A 14,908-nucleotide genomic window follows, 5' to 3' on the forward strand; every position below is an offset into this window, starting at 1 on the left:
CTTTCAGCTCTGGTGCCAGGTCGTGAGGACCGGCAGGTACGTGATGGCCAGCTGCACGCAGGCAGCGGCCACGAAGAAGGGGGCGATCCACCGCAGCATCGACATGATCGGGGCGCCGATCGTCTTGCTCGCGACGAACAGGTTGGCGGCCAGCGGCGGCGTGATCAGTCCCAGCTCGATGTTGGTGACGAGGATGATCCCGAAGTGGACCGGGTCGACGTCGTAGGCCATGGCTGCGGGCACCAGCAGCGGCGCCATCAGGAGCACAGCCGCATTGGTCTCCATGAACATGCCGACGAGCAGCAGGACAAGATTGATCATGAGCAGGAACACCAACGGGTTGTCGGTGATCCCGAGGGCCCAGTCCGTGATCCCCTGGGGAATGCGCTCCAGGGTGATCGCGCGGCTGAAGACGCTGGTGAACACGATGATGCTCAAGATGGCGATCGTCGGCAGCGCCGCCGCGTAGAAGATGTGAGGCAGGGCGCGCCAGCGCAGCGTCCGCAGCACGAGGGCTGCCGTCAGTCCGTAGAGGCCGGCGACGGCCGCGGACTCGGTCGGAGTCATCACCCCGGAGTAGATCCCGCCGAGCAGGATCACCGGCATCAGCAGGGCTGGCATCGCCTTGACCAATGCCGGACCGAACGCCGTCCGTGCCTGCTTGACGTCCACGTGGGCCGCTGCCCCGGTGCCTCCGGGTGCTGCCGGCTGCGCCCCGCCCAGACCGTCGCCGGATGCCTTGAGCCGAGGGATGAGGAGCCGATGCACCACCATGAACACCCCGGTCATCAGCAACCCCGGCACGATCGTCGCGATGAAGAGATCGCTCACCGCGACGCCCGAGGCCGAAGAGTAGACCACCAGGGGGATGGACGGCGGGATCAGCGCGCCGAGCAGTCCGCAGGCGGCCGTGAGTGAGGCGACGTAGGGGCGGGCGTAACCCGTGCTGACCATGCTTCGGCCGACGGTGGCGCCCATCGTCGCCACCGTCGCGACCGAGGACCCGGTGATGGCGCCGAGCATCGCGCTCGCGGCGATCGTGACGTACCCCAGCGCGCCGCGGAGCCAGCCGAGCACACTGTGCGCGAGCGTGATCAGACGCTCCATCAGGCCGCCGCGCTGCATGGCCTGACCGGCGAGCAGGAAGTAGGGGATCGCGACCAACGCAAAGGACTGCGCAGTCTCGTTGGGCACGCTGGCCGCGAACGTGTTCGCCGGCATCCCGAGCGACTCGGCACCGAGGATCGTCGGCAGGGCGAAGGCCACGCCGATCGGGGTCGCCAGGATGAGGAGGAGCAGGATCGCTCCAGCGATGACCGGCATGGTCAGGCCACCGCACCCTCGTCAGTGAGAAGCGCCGCCCGACGTGAGTCGCGATAGCGGTCCTCCCCGAAGACGACGCGCAGCGCGTTGCCCACCGTGTGGAGCAGCATCAGGGCCGCGCCGACCACCATCACGGCCGCGGTCGCGGCGATCGGCAGCCCCAGCTGGAGCGTCTTCTCCTGCCAGCCGATCCGCGACATCAGGTCCCAGGAGTAGTACCCGAAGATGACCGCGAAGACGCCGGTGGCGAGCATCCCGGCCAGCCTGAACACGGTGCGTGCCACCTCGTGCCGCACGAAGTCCAGCACCTCGATCGCGATGTACTCCGCGGTGTAGGTGATGATCCCGCACCCCACGAAGATCAGGGTGATCATGGTCATCGTGGTGATCTCGTCGGTGCCGGCGCTGCGCTGACCTGCCATGCGGATCGCCACCTGGAGGACGCCGACGACCAGCAGCAGCATCATCAGCAGCTGGACGAACCGGGCCTCGAGGCGGGCCAGGAGCCCTTCGGCCCGGGCCAGTCGGGCCAGGACCCCATCGGCAGACGCGCTGGCCCCGGCGGCCTCGTCGGACGGGGCTGTGGGCCCATTCATCCGAGGGCCTCCACCTCGGCGCGCAGGGCGTCGACGCGATCCTGACCGTAGGTGCCGGCGAAGTCGTCCCACAACGACAGTCCGAAGTCGCGGAACTCGGCGAGCTGCTCCTCGCTGAGCTCGGTGACCTCGACGTTCTCGGCGACCCGGTCGAGGTACTCCTCGACGAGGACACGGTTGGCCTCGACCTGCTCGGCGGCGACCTGCTCGGCCACGGTCCGGACCAGCTCCTGCTGATCGTCCGTGAGCCCTTGCAGGGTTTCCTCGCTGATGACGATCGAGCCGATCGCGTACACGTGCTGCGTCAGGGTGTAGTAGGCCTGGCTCCGGTCGAGGCTGTTGTCGTGGGTGATCAGCACTCCGTTGTCCTGGCCGTCGACCGTGTCCTGCTGCAGACCGGTGATGAGCTCGGGCATCGGCATCACCTGGGTCTGGGCACCGGCACTGTCGAAGAAGCCCCGGATGGCAGCAGATCCAGGCACACGGAGCTTCAGACCTCTCAGGTCATCGACAGTCTCCACGGCGTGCTTGCTGTTGGACACGCCTCGGAACTCGAGCTCGAACGACGCCAGCGACTCCATGTTGTGCTCGGCGAGGGTCTCGCTGAGGGTCTGAGGGATGATTCCGTCGCCGAAGAAGATCTCGTCGGCCTGCTCGTTGTCGGAGACGATGTAGGGCAGGTAGTGGAAGTCCAGGAGCGGGTCCATGGTGGCCAACGAACCCGGATTGAGGAACGCCATGTCGAGCGTGCCTCGGGAGACATCCTGGCCGAGGGTCTCATCCCCACCCAGCTGGCTGGCAGGGTAGACGTCGACGGAGAGTTCACCCCCGGACTGCTCCTCGAGCTGTTCGGCGAACGCCTCGGCGGCTTCGTTCTGGGTGGAGTCGATGGCGAAGACGTGCCCGAGGCGCAGCTCGCCGCCGGACTCCGACGAGCCGCTGCCACAGGCGGTGACGGTCAGGATCGCGGCGACGCCGGCGGTGGCGGCCATCGTGCGTCGGACATTGGTACGGAACATTGGTGTCTCCTTCTAGGGTTGTCCCGAGATTGCTGTGCAGAAAGCCGACCGCGGGCCACGTCGTCGTGACGTCTTTGGTGGGTTGGAGTCTTGTTCAGGCCTTCACCGAGAACGGGTCGCTGGCCACGGGTTGGGTCTCCACCCATACGGCCTTGGTCTCCAGGTAGTCCTCGACCGCATGGACGCCGTTCTCGCGGCCGATGCCGCTGGACTTGTAGCCACCGAACGGCATCGCCGGTGCGTTCGCGCGGTACATGTTGACCCACACCGTTCCCGCCTCGAGCTGGTCAGCGACGCGGTGAGCCCGGCCGACATGCTCGGTCCAGACACCGGCCGCCAGGCCGAACTCACTGTCGTTGGCGATGGCCACCGCCTCCTCGTCGTCGTCGAAGGGGATGACGGAGAGGATCGGACCGAAGACCTCCTCGCGCGCGATCCTCATGTCGGGCCGGACGTCGGCGAACACCGTCGGCTGGAAGTAGAAGCCCTCTGCGCCGCCGCTGACCGTGGCTCGCGAGCCGCCGCTGACCAGGACGGCGCCCTCGGCCTGGGCGATGCCGCTGTAGTCGACCGTCTTCGCCAGCTGCGGACGGTTGGCCATCGGTCCCATCTCGGTGGCATCGTCCATCGGGTGTCCCACCCTGATCGTCGAGACCCGATCCTGTAGGCGCGCCATCACCTCGTCGTAGACCGAGCGGTGGACCAGTGCGCGGGAGCCGGCGACGCAGGTCTGGCCCGCGGCCGCGAAGATTCCGGCGAGGAGGCCGTTGACAGCGGCGTCCAGCGGAGCATCGTCGAAGACGATGTTCGCGGACTTTCCGCCGAGCTCGAGTCCCGTGGGGGTGAACTTGGCCGCTGCGGTCTGGGCAACCGCCCGTCCACCACTCCCGCTGCCGGTGAACGAGAGGCGACGCACGTCGGGATGCTCGGCCAGCGCGTGACCTGCGGTCGGGCCGGCGCCGGTCACGACGTTGAAGACGCCCGCGGGGAACCCCGCTCGCTCGAACGCACGGCTGAGCAACAGGGTGGAGACCGATGCGTGCTCGCTCGGCTTGACCACGACCGTGCACCCGGCGGCGAGCGCAGGAGCGAGCTTCCAGGCGGCGAGGAACAGGGGCGAGTTCCACGGGGTGATGCAGCCGACCACGCCGACCGGCTCCCGGCGGGTGTAGCCGAAGATCGAGGGCTGCTCCAACGGGATGGTCTCGCCCAGAATCTTGTCCGCGACCCCGGCGAAGTAGCGATACCACTTGGGCACGGCCTTCAGCTGGGTCCGCATCTCTCGGATCACCTTGCCGTTGTCGCGCACCTCCGCGACGGCAAGCTCCTCGGCCTCAGCCTCGATGGCATCGGCCAGGCGCAGCAGCAGCTGGGAGCGGGACCCCGGGCTGAGCTGCCCCCACTCACCGAGGAACGCGCTGCGGGCGGCGCCGACGGCCGCGTCGACGTCCGACGCGCCGGAGTCGACGATCGATCCGACCGTTGCTCCGGTGGCCGGGTCCTCGATGGGGAGCCGGTCGGTCGAGACGGGGTCCACGAATCGCCCTGCGACGTAGTTGCGGAGGTCGCCGTGGTGGTAGGTCGTTGCGTGGGTCATCAGGAGTCCTTCGGGGCGGAGTTCTTGGGGGGTGCAGGAGTCGACGGCGCGGCCTGGCTCTGTGCGGCCCGAGCGAGGAGCCGCTCAGAGCGGACAGCGATCGGTCGGTCGATCATGGCGCCGTCGAGCGATGTCGCGGACTGGCCTTGGCTCTCTGCCTGGGAATAGGCCTCCACCACACGCCGAGCGTGCTCGAGCTCGGCGGCGGAGGGCAGGAAGCCCTCGGCAGCGAGCGCTGCCTGGTCCGGGTGGATGCAGTATGCGCCCACGTACCCGAAAGCCTGCGAGCGCCGCACGGCGACGCGGTAGGTGTCCAGGTCCCGGAAGTTGCTGAACGACCCGAGCAGGCCATAGGGCCAGATGCCGGCTGCCGTCGCCGCCATCAGGACCCGGCCGTGGGCCCAGGCCAGGTCAGTGTCCGGGCCGTCCGGATCGATGCCGAGCTCGGTGGCCAGGTCCTCGACCCCGAGCATCATCGATGCGATCCGTGGGAGCACCGTGGCGAGAGTCGGCGCAGCCAGCACCCCCGCCGGGGACTCGATCTGGAGCTCGAGCTCGACGGAGTTCTCCGCTCGTGCGTTGTCGCGCTCCCAGGCGTCCAGCCAGGCATCCACCATGGCGAGTAGCTCGCGGTCCTCGACCTTGGGCAGCACCAGTGCCTCGACGCCGGCCTCCAGCGCGGCGTGGACGTCGCCCTCGAGCAGGCTGCTGGTGTTGTTGACCCGGACGAGCACGCTCTTGCCGCCCTCGCGAAGCGTGTTGGCAGCGGCGGGCAGCAGGTCACGGGCAGCGAGCTTCTCGGCTGCCGGGACGCTGTCCTCCAGATCGAGAATGACCGCTGACGCCGCTCCCCCGGCAGCCTTCGCCGGGAGGTCGGTCCGTGTCGCGGGCACGAAGAGGTGCGCGGCATGCGCCGACCGCCGGCCATCGCGAAGTTCAGGCGTCATCGATGTGCTCCTGAAAGGACGCCGGTGAGACTGCTGCCTCGCCGGCCAGCATGCTCTCGATCACCTCGGGCTCACGTCCCAGGTCCGACGAGATCAGCTCGGCGGTGTCCGCTCCGATCACCGACGGACCTGGGTCCGGAACCTCGCAGTGGTGCCGGCTGAAGCGCGGGTAGACGTTGGTCATGCGTACCGGACCGAGAGTGGGATCCGCGGCGACGGCGATCGAGTCTCGAGCCCGTACCTGCGGGTTGTCGAGCATGGTGGCCACCGTCTCGAGGGGGCCGACGGCGCCCCCTGCCTCGGTCAGTTCCGCGATGGCTTCGTCGCGGGTCCGCCGACTGCACCATTGGCTGATCACCTCGTCGAGCTCTGCGACGTGTGCGGTGCGGTCGGCGTTGGTGAGGAAGCGGGGATCCTCCGCGAGCTCATCACCGCCGACGGCTCGCAGGATCCGGATCGCGACGCTCTGCGCGCTGCCGGACAGAGCCAGCCACTCACCGTCAGAGCACAGGTAGCTCCCGCGTGGAGCGGCCGGGCCGTACACGTTGCCGCGACGCTGTTGCTCCGTGCCGAGCTGGTCGTACTCCAGCACGTTCACCTCGAGGAGCTTCAACACGGCCTCGTAGATCGCCAGGTCGATGACGTCACCGGAGCCGCTGTGGTCCCGCGCGCGCAGGGCGGCGAGCACGGCCGCGCTCCCCAGCTGGCCGGCCATGATGTCGGCCAGTGGGTAGGCCGGCAGCAGTGGTGGCCTGTCCTGCCATCCGGAGACAGCGCCGATCCCCGACATGGCCTCGGCCAGGGTGCCGAACCCAGGGCGATCTCGGTAGGGCCCGTCCTGTCCGTACGCGGTCACCCGCAGGACGACCAGCCGCGGGTGGCGGGCGAGCAGGTCCGAGGGCGCCAGGTTCCACTGCTCGAGGGTGCCCGGTCGGAAGTTCTCGATCACCACGTCGAAGGTCCCGATCCATTCACGGACGAGGTCCTGGACATGTGTGGCCCGAAGATCGAGGGCCACGCTCCGCTTCCCTCGTGACAGCGCCTTCCAGTAGAGGCCCTCGTCACCCTTTTGGGGACCGAAGTGACGCAGATGGTCCCCGCCTGCAGGGTTCTCGACCTTGACGACATCGGCCCCGTAGTCGGCGAGCATCACGGCAGTGGTGGGCGCCGCGATCATGGTGGAGAGATCCAGGACCCGCAGTCCGGACAACGGAGGGCTGAGCCGTTCTGCCTGCTCGCTGTCGAACGTGTTCACGACACCTCCCCCGTGGTCGAGCGCAACGTGTGCTCCTCGCGGTAGCGCAGGAGGGAGTCGCAGGAACGCAGGATGTGGTTGCGCATGGCCTGCCGGGCAAGCTCGGGGTCGCCAGCACCGATGGCCTCGATGATCTGCCGGTGCTCGGCAGCCGCCAGCGTCGGCTGGTCGGGCACGACGTCGGGGGTGTACGGCGCTATGCCCTGCCACATGGTGTGGGCAAGCCGCTCCAGCCATGGGCTGCCACACTCGGCCCAGATGAGGGCGTGGAACTGTCGGCTCAGCCCGACGTGCTCGGAACGCTCCTCACCCGACGCGATGCCCTCGAGTGCCGTGTACACCTCCTCGAGCGGGCCGACGTCGATGCCACGCTGCGCACAGCCGGCTGCCGTCTCACCCTCGATGAGGGCACGGACCTGGTAGTGGTCAGCCACCTCCGGCTCATCGAACTGTGCCACGACCACGCGACGGTTCGACTGGACGACCACCAGCCCGTCACGCTCCAGCATCTGGATGGCATCACGCACCGGTAGGCGTGAGGTGCCGAACCGGCTGGCGACCTCCTCCTGACGCAACTCCTGACCTCCCCGGAGTCTCCCGTTCACGATGTCGCGGCGCAGGGCGTCCGCAATGAGCACACCGAGGGGTTGCGGCTTGATTGAGTTCATAGTGACCTGTTCCACATGAGATTATGTATACCGTTTTCCGAGAACAATGTCCAGAGAGTGTGTGACCGGGCTGACGCAGCACCGCCAGCCGTCATTCACGGACGGCGCCTGGGCGACCCGAGCCGAGCAGGCGATCGAAGCCCGGCTCCGCCTTGGGGCCGGAGCATTCACACAGACCAGGGCGTCGGCGCGGTCACACGCGGTCCGGATGCTCTGCCGGTGCTCGTCACGTCATCGCGCTCGCCGCTGTGAGAGCGGGCCACCGATCCAGGACGCGGGGCAACGGCTCGACGCCAGGAGCGAGCCCGGACCCACGAGGGGTGGGTCCGGGCCGTCCCGGGATCGTGAGAGATCACCGTGGTTCCGCGGACCGTGGCTCCCCGGGTAGGAGTCGAACCTACGTCGCTAGTCCTGATTCAAAGTCAGGCGGGCCCTGCCGACAGACCAACCGGGGATCGCACGTCAGGCTACCCGGCCCACTGATCAGGCAGCGACCTCGCTCCTCCCGACGAGCGGGACGGCCAGGCGCAGCCGTGCCCGCCGAGGCAGGCCGAGCTCCCCCGCCGCATGCGCCGGCGTCGGGCGGTCGACCGCCGAGAACACGGCCCGATCGGCGTGCTGCGCCACGTCAATGAGGCGCGGTGGCGCCTGACCGTGGTGCTGCCAGTGCACGAAGGCCGCCTCGCTCGCCCACTCGGCCAGCTCGCCCATCACGTCCGCATGGGCCCCGGAGTCACGGAAAGCCACGGCGTCGCGGCCGTGCTCCCACTCGGTGAGCGTCCAGTACACGCTCGCGGACTCCGCATAGAGATGGACGCGGCGGATCCCCGCGGACGAGCGGGCCTGCAGGGCGCACCGAAGACTGGCCCTCAGCAGCCGCGCGACGTAGCGCGGCTCGGCCGCCATGAATCGGGTGACGATCACGATCGAGGACATGGAACCTCCCACCGGCGGGGTCATACACCTCAGCCTGAAGGCCCCACGGCCGGCGATCCAGTGGAAGGTGTCATCAGCCAGGCATGACACCTGTCATGCCTGCGGCCGCTGCGTCATGCCTGCGGCCGCTGGGCGACGACGAAGACCCGCTCGAACGGCAACACCGTCCCCCACGGCCGCCGAGGGTAGGCGGTGCGCAGTGCCGCCCGGTACTCCCGCTCGAACCTCGCGCGCAGCCCGTCCGGAAGTGCTTGCAGGATCGGCCGGGCGCCGGTACCGGAGATCCACGAGAACACTGGATCGTCACCGGGCAGGACGTGCTGATAGGTGGTGGTCCAGGCATCGACGCGCCACCCGAGCCCGGCGAACAGCTCCAACCACGAACCGGCGTCAGAGCCGCGCGCCTCGTGCAAGCCCTCGGTGTGCTCGGCATAGGGCGGCCGCGAGGCGATCTCGTGCAGGAGCACGTGGCTCGGGGCCTCGAAGTTGTGGGGCACCTGCAACGCGAACGTCCCTCCCCCGACGACGTGCTCGGCGAGCCTGGTCACCACGGCCTGCGCCTGCCGAACCCACTGGAACAGGGCGTTGGACACCATGACGTCGACCGGTGGGTCCGGATACCACCGTGAGACATCAGCCTGTTCAAAGGTGACGCTCGGGTCGGTGTTCTGCTGCTGGGCCCGCCCGATCATCTCCGCCGAGGAGTCGATGCCGTGCACATGGGCCTGCGGCCAACGCTCGCGGAGCACGGCGGACAGGTGCCCCGGCCCGCAGCCGAGATCGACCACGGTCCGCGCGTCCCCGGCGATACGGCCCACCAGGTCCAGGAACGGCCTGGAACGTTCGGCACCGTGGCGCAGGTAGAGCGACGGGTCCCACCGCGGAGCCGGGCCCCGCATGGCCCGATGCTCGGTCATTCCTGCTCCAGCTGCGCCGCAAGAGAGATGAGCGTGGCGTCATCGTGCCGCCGACCGACGAGCTGCACGGCCAGCGGGAGGGGCCCGTCCGCCCCCATCGGCATCGAGACGGCCGGCAGACCAGCGTGGTTCCACTGCGCCGTGTACGGGTAGAAGGCATTCATCGACAGCAGCGTCCGCAGTCCGCCGCGTCGCGAGAACGAGCCGACCTCCAGCGCCGCCGAGCTCATGACCGGTGACAGCAGGACGTCGACCCCCAGGTCGTCGAGCACCCGATCACCCCAGCGCTCACCGGCGGCGCGCGCCCGCTCGATGCTGCGCGGGCCGAACGGACGGCCCAGACGCATGATGCGGCGGGTGCGCGACTCCAGCAGCGTCGGGTCCTCGACCAGCTCCCCCTTGGCGCGGATGCCGGCGAGATAACGCACCGTGAGGGCCTTGGCGTCCCGCCCGTAGGGGACCTTGACGGGACGCACCTCGTGGCCGTGGCCGGCCAGGAGGTCGGCTGCGTGGGCGAGCGCGGCCTTCACGGGCGGGTCGAGCCGGTCCGCCCGCAGCGCCGCGGAGGCACTCGTGGTGACGCCGATCCGCAAGGGCGACGGCTCCTCGGCGCTGGCTTCGACGAGCGAGGTGGAGAAGGTCCCGAGGGCGTCCAGGTAGAGAGCCGCGTCGACGACCTTGCGCGCGAGCGCACCCTGGGTGGACAGGCCGTACCAGCCGCCGGAACCCGGCATGGTGCCGTGCGTGGGCTTGAAGCCCACCAGGCCGCAGCACGCGGCCGGGATCCGGACCGACCCGGCACCGTCGGAGGCGGTCGCGACGCCGACGGCACCGGCGGCGACGAGAGCGGCCGAGCCGCCCGAGGAGCCGCCCGGCGTGTGGTCCAGGTGGTGTGGGTTGCGGGTGATGCCATGTGCGAGTGACTCGGTGAATCCGAAGATGGCCAGCTCCGGCAGAGTGGTCGTGGCCATCGGGACGGCACCCGCGCGGCGCAGGGCCGAGACGAGCTCACCGTCGTGCGGGGTCGGGGTCCACATCGCGCGCGAGCCCAGGCCGGTCACGTGGCCCGCGACGTCCGCGTCGTTCTTGATCGCCGTCGGGACGCCCAGCAGCGGAGACCGCTCACCGCGGGCCCGACGCTCATCCGCCTCGGCCGCGGCGTCGAACGCCTCATCGGTCAGGATCTCCACGACGGCATTGAGGCGCGCGTCCTCCCGCTCCACGGCAGCCAGCGTCGCGATGGTGAGCTGCCGCGACGTCACGACGCCGTCGTCCATGGCCTGCACCTGAGCCACCGGCCCGGCTCCCACCAGCGTCTCCACGTCCACGTCCACATCGCGAGCCTAGGACACACGATGGGCCATGGCGGTGGCTGCCACGGCGGTGTGAGACCGACAACAATCTCGACATCAAGATTCTTGACGAACTACGCTGACGGGATGGAACCGGACGAGGTCGACATGATCGTCGAGGCGTGGCAGCGCGAGCTCCCCGGCACCGACCTGTCACCCATGCAGGTGCTGAGCCGGATCAACCGTGTCTCGCACCATCTGGATCGTGCCCGCAAGGCCGCCTTCGCCGCGCACGACGTGGAGCCCTGGGAGTTCGACGTCCTGTCTGCGCTGCGACGCTCCGGCACGCCGTACCGCCTCTCCCCCGGCCGCCTCGTGGCCGAGACCATGGTCACTAGCGGCACCATGACCAACCGCGTCGACCGGCTGGTCGAGCGCGGACTCGTGGAACGCTCGGCCGACCCCACCGACCGCCGAGGCGTCCTGGTGAGTCTCACCCAGCAGGGACGCAGCACCGTGGACGCTGCCCTCGAGGAGCTGCTCGCCCAGGAGCGAGCCATCCTCTCCGCACTGGCGCCCGAGGAGGCCCAGCACCTCGCCGACACGCTGCGCGAGCTGGCCCGCAACGTGTGACGGACCCGGTCAGTGCTGCCGGACGCGTCGTCCGTCGATGCGCTGCGGGGTCATCTCCAGGAGCAGGTCGCGCTCGCCGGGCACCCAGGGTCTCGGGCGGCCGCTCCGGGCCACCTGCTCGATCATGTCCTGGTCGGTGACCTCGTGCACCGTTCCGGTGGCCGTGACGCTCCACGCCTGCTGGTAGAGGTCCTCCACGTGATCGGCCTGCAGGGCGACGTCGTCGTGACCGTCCGCAAGAGCACCCAGCACCGTGCCTGTCGCCGTGCGCACGTACACGCACCGACCGTGCAGGGCGTAGTTCACCGGGAGCAGCTGCTGGCGACCGTCGGCGTCGATGAAGGCGATCCTCCCGACCGGCCGCAGACCCAGCAGCTCCCAGCACTCGTCCTCAGGCAACGTCACCAGCGCCCCGTCGTCCGTCCCGGTCATGTGTCCTCCTCATCGCTCTCCTCCATTGTCCGTCACGAACGAAGACCTGCGCGCTGACGAGAGGCTCATGGTCGACACGGACCGCTACCCATTAGCCTGAAACAGGCGCTCATCTCGTCGCCGAGCGTCGATCCGGCCACGAAGGGAGAGGCGATGTCGGACGGACCCCAGGAGCAGCCCTCGGGCGCCCGAGGGCGCTGGCTCATCGCTGCCGTCACCGCAGTGGTCCTGGTCGCAGCCGGGGTCGGGGGCGTCGTGGCCCTGGGAGGCGACGACGCCGAGGACGACGGACCGGTCGGAGGCAGCACAACGGACGCGACCCCCGGTCCTGACCAACCGGCCGATCCGATCACGGCCACCCACACCCTCGACGGCGACCTCTGCGACCAGATCGAGCTCAGCGCGGTCGACGACCTCTACGACGCACCGGGCGCCGTGGACCCCCTGGAGGGCACCATGGTCGCCGAGCAGGAGCTCTACTGCACCGTGGAGTCGCTGGACTCCGGCCTGCACTCCGTCCGCTCGATGAGTCATGACAGCACCGAGCAGGCCGAGACGACCTATCAGAGGCTCCGCGACTCCGAGCTCCCCGACGGCGAGGCGGTCTCTGCCCAGATCGAGCAGGTCGACGGGGAGTGGGACGTGGCCGAGGCCGTCGTCGCCTCCCATGGCGGCACCTTGGTGGCCCGCGCCAACGACCTGGTGACGGTGGCGACGGTCTACCCGCCCGAGGGGGAGGACGTCGACACTGCCGCCGCGCAGGAGGCTGCTGCGAGCATGGCAGAGAGCCTGATCACCGCCGCGCGTGACTAGGGGTACCGGCACACCTGCGGCCCGCCCCGCAGCGGTCAGTGCGTCGCTGTGCTGCCGCCCGGGTCCCTCAAGCTCGTTGTAGCGTGCCCTTCATGAAGCGACACCTGGGGGCCCTGGCCGCTGCCCTGCTCCTGCTGACCGCCTGCGGTGGGAGCGACGACCCTGAACCCACGCAGGAGCCCAGCCCGACCCAGACCTCCGAGCCGGAGCCCACCTCCGCGCTCCCCCAGGGCAGCGGTTCCGGTGACGTCGACCTGGTGGTGGACGACCAGTCGCTCGTCGGCGACGACTGGGAGCCGTCGTGCTCGGAGTCCGACGGCGTCATCCGGTTCATCGCCAACACTCCGCCGCTGCAGACCGTGCAGCTGGAGCTGTCCGCCGACGGCGACATCGAGGAGTTCGTCGCCAGCGGTGAGGACTTCGGCCCGTACGGTTCCGACGTCAACGGACTCGGCGACCTGACCGTCGAGATCACCGACTCCGCCTTTGTCCTCTCCGGCAGCCTCGAGGACGGTACGTCCGTCGCCGGGGCCCTCACCTGCCCCGAGTGATGAGGGCCGACGCGAGGATCACTCCAAGGTCTCGCTGACCTCGAGCCACTGCTCCTCCAGGGCCTCACGCTCGGCGACGACGTCGGCGCGCTCACGGGCGAGGGGTGCCAGCGCGGAGGCGTCGGTGGCGGCCTCGACCATCTGCTGGTCCAGCTCGGCCTCGCGCTCGCTGAGCCGCTCGATCTGCCGTTCGAGGCGGGCCACGTCCTTGCGGGCCTGCCGGTCCTGCGCGGCCGACGACGCCTTGGTCGCCGGCTTAGGCCGGGACTGCTCGCCCCGCGACGGTCGCGTCTCCGCCGCGGCCCGCAGCCGCAGGTACTCATCGACCCCGCCGGGGAGGTGCCGTAGACGCCCGTCCATGACGGCGTACTGGTGGTCCGTGACGCGCTCCAGCAGGTAGCGGTCGTGGGAGACGACGAGCAGCGTGCCGGGCCAGGTGTCCAGCAGGTCCTCGACGGCGGCCAGCATGTCGGTGTCCAGATCGTTGGTGGGCTCGTCGAGGATCAGCACGTTCGGCTCGTCGAGCAGGACCAGGAGCAGCTGGAGCCGTCGGCGCTGCCCGCCGGAGAGGTCGCGCACAGGGGTGGACAGCTGCGTGCTGGTGAAGCCGAGGCGTTCCAGCAGCTGGCCCGGCGTCATCTCCTTACCCCCGCTCACGTAGGTGGCGCGCTGACGCCCGATCACGTCGCTCACCCGGTCGGACTCGACGTCCTCCAGCTCGTGCAACGACTGCGACAGCGTCGCCACCTTGACGGTCTTGCCACGCTTGACCCGGCCGGCCGACGGGCGGACCTCCCCGGTGACCAGGCCCAGCAGCGTGCTCTTCCCGGCGCCGTTGATGCCGAGGATCCCGGCTCGTTCACCCGGTGCGATGCGCCACTGCACGCCCCGCAGGACCTCGCGCTCGCCGAAGCTCACGTGGACGTCCAGCAGGTCGACCACGTCCTTGCCCAGCCGGGCGGTGGCGAGCTGCTGCAGCTCCACGGCGTCGCGCACAGGAGGTTCGCGCTCGATGAGCTGGTTGGCGGCATCGATACGGAACTTCGGCTTGGACGTGCGCGCGGGAGCGCCGCGGCGCAGCCACGCCAGCTCCTTGCGCATGAGGTTCTGACGCCGCTTCTCCGACGCCGCGGCCTGCCGGTCGCGCTCCACCCGCTGCAGCACGTAGGCCGCGTACCCGCCGTCGAAGGCGTCCACCACACCGTCGTGCACCTCCCACGTGCGGGTGCAGACGGCATCGAGGAACCAGCGGTCGTGCGTGACGACCGCCAGCGCAGTGTCATTCGCCGCCCTCCCCCCAGGCCCGGCACCTCCGCCGGAAGACGTGGCCCGGCCCGAGAAGTGCTCGGCCAGCCAGGTGACGCCCTCGAGGTCGAGGTGGTTGGTGGGCTCGTCGAGGAACAGGACGTCGTGCTCGCCCACCATCACCTGTGCGAGCGCCACCCGGCGACGCTGGCCGCCGCTGAGGTCCCCGATCACGGCGTCCCGTTCCACGTCGTGCAGCAGCCCGGTGACGATGTCGCGGATCCGTGGGTCGCCGGCCCACTCGTGGTCGGCGCGCTCACCCACCACGGCGTGGCCGACGGTGCCCCCGGCGTCGAGCAGGTCGCGCTGCTCCAGGAACCCGACCCGCAGGTCACGTCGCCAGGTCACGCGGCCGGAGTCGGGCTCCTGACGTCGCGCGAGTACCCGCATGAGCGTCGACTTGCCGTCGCCGTTGCGGCCGACGATGCCGACACGGTCGCCCTTGCCCAGCCCGAGCGTGACCCCGTCCAGGACGTCACGCGTCGGGAAGGACAGGTGCAGGCCCTCGCCTCCGATGAGCGGGCGGACACCATCGGGCTGCGGGCGGCTGTCAGACATCGGCGGGGGGTCTGGGGGTACCTCCCAGCACGGAGCGCAGCGCAGTGCTTGGGGGAGGGCGGCGAG

15 protein-coding genes and 1 tRNA gene are annotated in these 14,908 nt (G+C 69.8%); 3 read left to right on the forward strand and 13 right to left on the reverse strand.

From position 1 onward, the window contains the following. Nucleotides 1–3: 3 nt before the first annotated feature. The 11 genes from ACEVFP_RS15705 to ACEVFP_RS15755 form a co-directional block, all read right to left on the reverse strand. Nucleotides 4–1,323: a TRAP transporter large permease gene (locus ACEVFP_RS15705; protein ID WP_375000381.1), complete on the reverse strand. Its 1,320-nt coding sequence runs from the start codon at nt 1,321–1,323 to the stop codon at nt 4–6. A 2-nt stretch (nt 1,324–1,325) separates the two neighbouring features. Next, complete coding sequence (locus tag ACEVFP_RS15710; protein WP_375000382.1) at nt 1,326–1,919, reverse strand: TRAP transporter small permease; 594 nt, start codon at nt 1,917–1,919, stop codon at nt 1,326–1,328. Beyond that, nucleotides 1,916–2,938 (reverse strand): TRAP transporter substrate-binding protein, encoded by a 1,023-nt coding sequence (locus tag ACEVFP_RS15715; RefSeq protein ID WP_375000383.1) that lies wholly within the window; start codon nt 2,936–2,938, stop codon nt 1,916–1,918. Before ACEVFP_RS15715 ends, ACEVFP_RS15710 begins: the two co-directional genes overlap by 4 nt. Before the next feature lie 94 nt (nt 2,939–3,032). Then, on the reverse strand, nt 3,033–4,535 hold the full coding sequence (locus ACEVFP_RS15720; RefSeq protein WP_375000384.1) for an aldehyde dehydrogenase: 1,503 nt from the start codon (nt 4,533–4,535) through the stop codon (nt 3,033–3,035). Then, nucleotides 4,535–5,482, reverse strand: a complete 948-nt coding sequence (locus ACEVFP_RS15725) for an HpcH/HpaI aldolase/citrate lyase family protein (protein WP_375000385.1) — start codon at nt 5,480–5,482, stop codon at nt 4,535–4,537. Before ACEVFP_RS15725 ends, ACEVFP_RS15720 begins: the two co-directional genes overlap by 1 nt. After that, nucleotides 5,472–6,737, reverse strand: a complete 1,266-nt coding sequence (locus ACEVFP_RS15730; RefSeq protein ID WP_375000386.1) for a CaiB/BaiF CoA transferase family protein — start codon at nt 6,735–6,737, stop codon at nt 5,472–5,474. Before ACEVFP_RS15730 ends, ACEVFP_RS15725 begins: the two co-directional genes overlap by 11 nt. Next, nucleotides 6,734–7,405, reverse strand: a complete 672-nt coding sequence (locus tag ACEVFP_RS15735) for a GntR family transcriptional regulator (protein ID WP_375000387.1) — start codon at nt 7,403–7,405, stop codon at nt 6,734–6,736. Before ACEVFP_RS15735 ends, ACEVFP_RS15730 begins: the two co-directional genes overlap by 4 nt. Nucleotides 7,406–7,778: 373 nt before the next feature. Beyond that, nucleotides 7,779–7,860: transfer RNA gene (locus ACEVFP_RS15740), tRNA-Gln, on the reverse strand. 28 nt (nt 7,861–7,888) lie between these two features. Beyond that, nucleotides 7,889–8,341, reverse strand: coding sequence for a hypothetical protein (locus ACEVFP_RS15745; RefSeq protein ID WP_375000388.1), 453 nt, complete (start codon nt 8,339–8,341; stop codon nt 7,889–7,891). A 113-nt stretch (nt 8,342–8,454) separates the two neighbouring features. After that, nucleotides 8,455–9,258: a methyltransferase domain-containing protein gene (locus ACEVFP_RS15750; protein WP_375000389.1), complete on the reverse strand. Its 804-nt coding sequence runs from the start codon at nt 9,256–9,258 to the stop codon at nt 8,455–8,457. After that, nucleotides 9,255–10,592 (reverse strand): amidase family protein, encoded by a 1,338-nt coding sequence (locus ACEVFP_RS15755; protein ID WP_375000390.1) that lies wholly within the window; start codon nt 10,590–10,592, stop codon nt 9,255–9,257. Before ACEVFP_RS15755 ends, ACEVFP_RS15750 begins: the two co-directional genes overlap by 4 nt. Before the next feature lie 105 nt (nt 10,593–10,697). Between ACEVFP_RS15755 and ACEVFP_RS15760 the strand changes: the two genes are divergently transcribed. Next, nucleotides 10,698–11,183 carry a MarR family winged helix-turn-helix transcriptional regulator gene (locus ACEVFP_RS15760; protein ID WP_375000391.1) on the forward strand — a complete coding sequence of 162 codons (486 nt, stop codon included), beginning with the start codon at nt 10,698–10,700 and terminating at the stop codon, nt 11,181–11,183. 9 nt (nt 11,184–11,192) lie between these two features. On the opposite strand, the gene ACEVFP_RS15765 is transcribed toward ACEVFP_RS15760, so the two are convergent. After that, nucleotides 11,193–11,615, reverse strand: coding sequence for a pyridoxamine 5'-phosphate oxidase family protein (locus ACEVFP_RS15765; protein ID WP_375000392.1), 423 nt, complete (start codon nt 11,613–11,615; stop codon nt 11,193–11,195). 153 nt (nt 11,616–11,768) lie between these two features. Here ACEVFP_RS15765 and ACEVFP_RS15770 point away from each other — a divergent pair, with 153 nt between their 5' ends. Continuing rightward, nucleotides 11,769–12,428 (forward strand): hypothetical protein, encoded by a 660-nt coding sequence (locus ACEVFP_RS15770; protein WP_375000393.1) that lies wholly within the window; start codon nt 11,769–11,771, stop codon nt 12,426–12,428. Nucleotides 12,429–12,520: 92 nt separating this feature from the next. Then, nucleotides 12,521–12,979, forward strand: a complete 459-nt coding sequence (locus ACEVFP_RS15775) for a hypothetical protein (RefSeq protein ID WP_375000394.1) — start codon at nt 12,521–12,523, stop codon at nt 12,977–12,979. An 18-nt stretch (nt 12,980–12,997) separates the two neighbouring features. Here the strand turns inward: ACEVFP_RS15775 and ACEVFP_RS15780 are convergent, their stop codons facing one another. Next, nucleotides 12,998–14,842, reverse strand: coding sequence for an ABC-F family ATP-binding cassette domain-containing protein (locus tag ACEVFP_RS15780; RefSeq protein ID WP_375000395.1), 1,845 nt, complete (start codon nt 14,840–14,842; stop codon nt 12,998–13,000). Between the last annotated feature and the right edge of the window lie 66 nt (nt 14,843–14,908).

Origin of the sequence: Aeromicrobium sp. CTD01-1L150, assembly GCF_041951745.1 — a bacterium.
GTDB lineage: Bacteria > Actinomycetota > Actinomycetes > Propionibacteriales > Nocardioidaceae > Aeromicrobium.

Excerpts from the sequence above, each read along its gene's own strand:
- ACEVFP_RS15705 (WP_375000381.1), bottom strand. The coding sequence starts at position 1,323 with ATGCCGGTCATCGCTGGAGCGATCCTGCTCCTCCTCATCCTGGCGACC.
- ACEVFP_RS15710 (WP_375000382.1), bottom strand. The coding sequence starts at position 1,919 with ATGAATGGGCCCACAGCCCCGTCCGACGAGGCCGCCGGGGCCAGCGCG.
- ACEVFP_RS15715 (WP_375000383.1), bottom strand. The coding sequence starts at position 2,938 with ATGTTCCGTACCAATGTCCGACGCACGATGGCCGCCACCGCCGGCGTC.
- ACEVFP_RS15720 (WP_375000384.1), bottom strand. The coding sequence starts at position 4,535 with ATGACCCACGCAACGACCTACCACCACGGCGACCTCCGCAACTACGTC.
- ACEVFP_RS15725 (WP_375000385.1), bottom strand. The coding sequence starts at position 5,482 with ATGACGCCTGAACTTCGCGATGGCCGGCGGTCGGCGCATGCCGCGCAC.
- ACEVFP_RS15735 (WP_375000387.1), bottom strand. The coding sequence starts at position 7,405 with ATGAACTCAATCAAGCCGCAACCCCTCGGTGTGCTCATTGCGGACGCC.
- ACEVFP_RS15745 (WP_375000388.1), bottom strand. The coding sequence starts at position 8,341 with ATGTCCTCGATCGTGATCGTCACCCGATTCATGGCGGCCGAGCCGCGC.
- ACEVFP_RS15750 (WP_375000389.1), bottom strand. The coding sequence starts at position 9,258 with ATGACCGAGCATCGGGCCATGCGGGGCCCGGCTCCGCGGTGGGACCCG.
- ACEVFP_RS15760 (WP_375000391.1), top strand. The coding sequence starts at position 10,698 with ATGGAACCGGACGAGGTCGACATGATCGTCGAGGCGTGGCAGCGCGAG.
- ACEVFP_RS15765 (WP_375000392.1), bottom strand. The coding sequence starts at position 11,615 with ATGACCGGGACGGACGACGGGGCGCTGGTGACGTTGCCTGAGGACGAG.
- ACEVFP_RS15770 (WP_375000393.1), top strand. The coding sequence starts at position 11,769 with ATGTCGGACGGACCCCAGGAGCAGCCCTCGGGCGCCCGAGGGCGCTGG.
- ACEVFP_RS15775 (WP_375000394.1), top strand. The coding sequence starts at position 12,521 with ATGAAGCGACACCTGGGGGCCCTGGCCGCTGCCCTGCTCCTGCTGACC.
- ACEVFP_RS15780 (WP_375000395.1), bottom strand. The coding sequence starts at position 14,842 with ATGTCTGACAGCCGCCCGCAGCCCGATGGTGTCCGCCCGCTCATCGGA.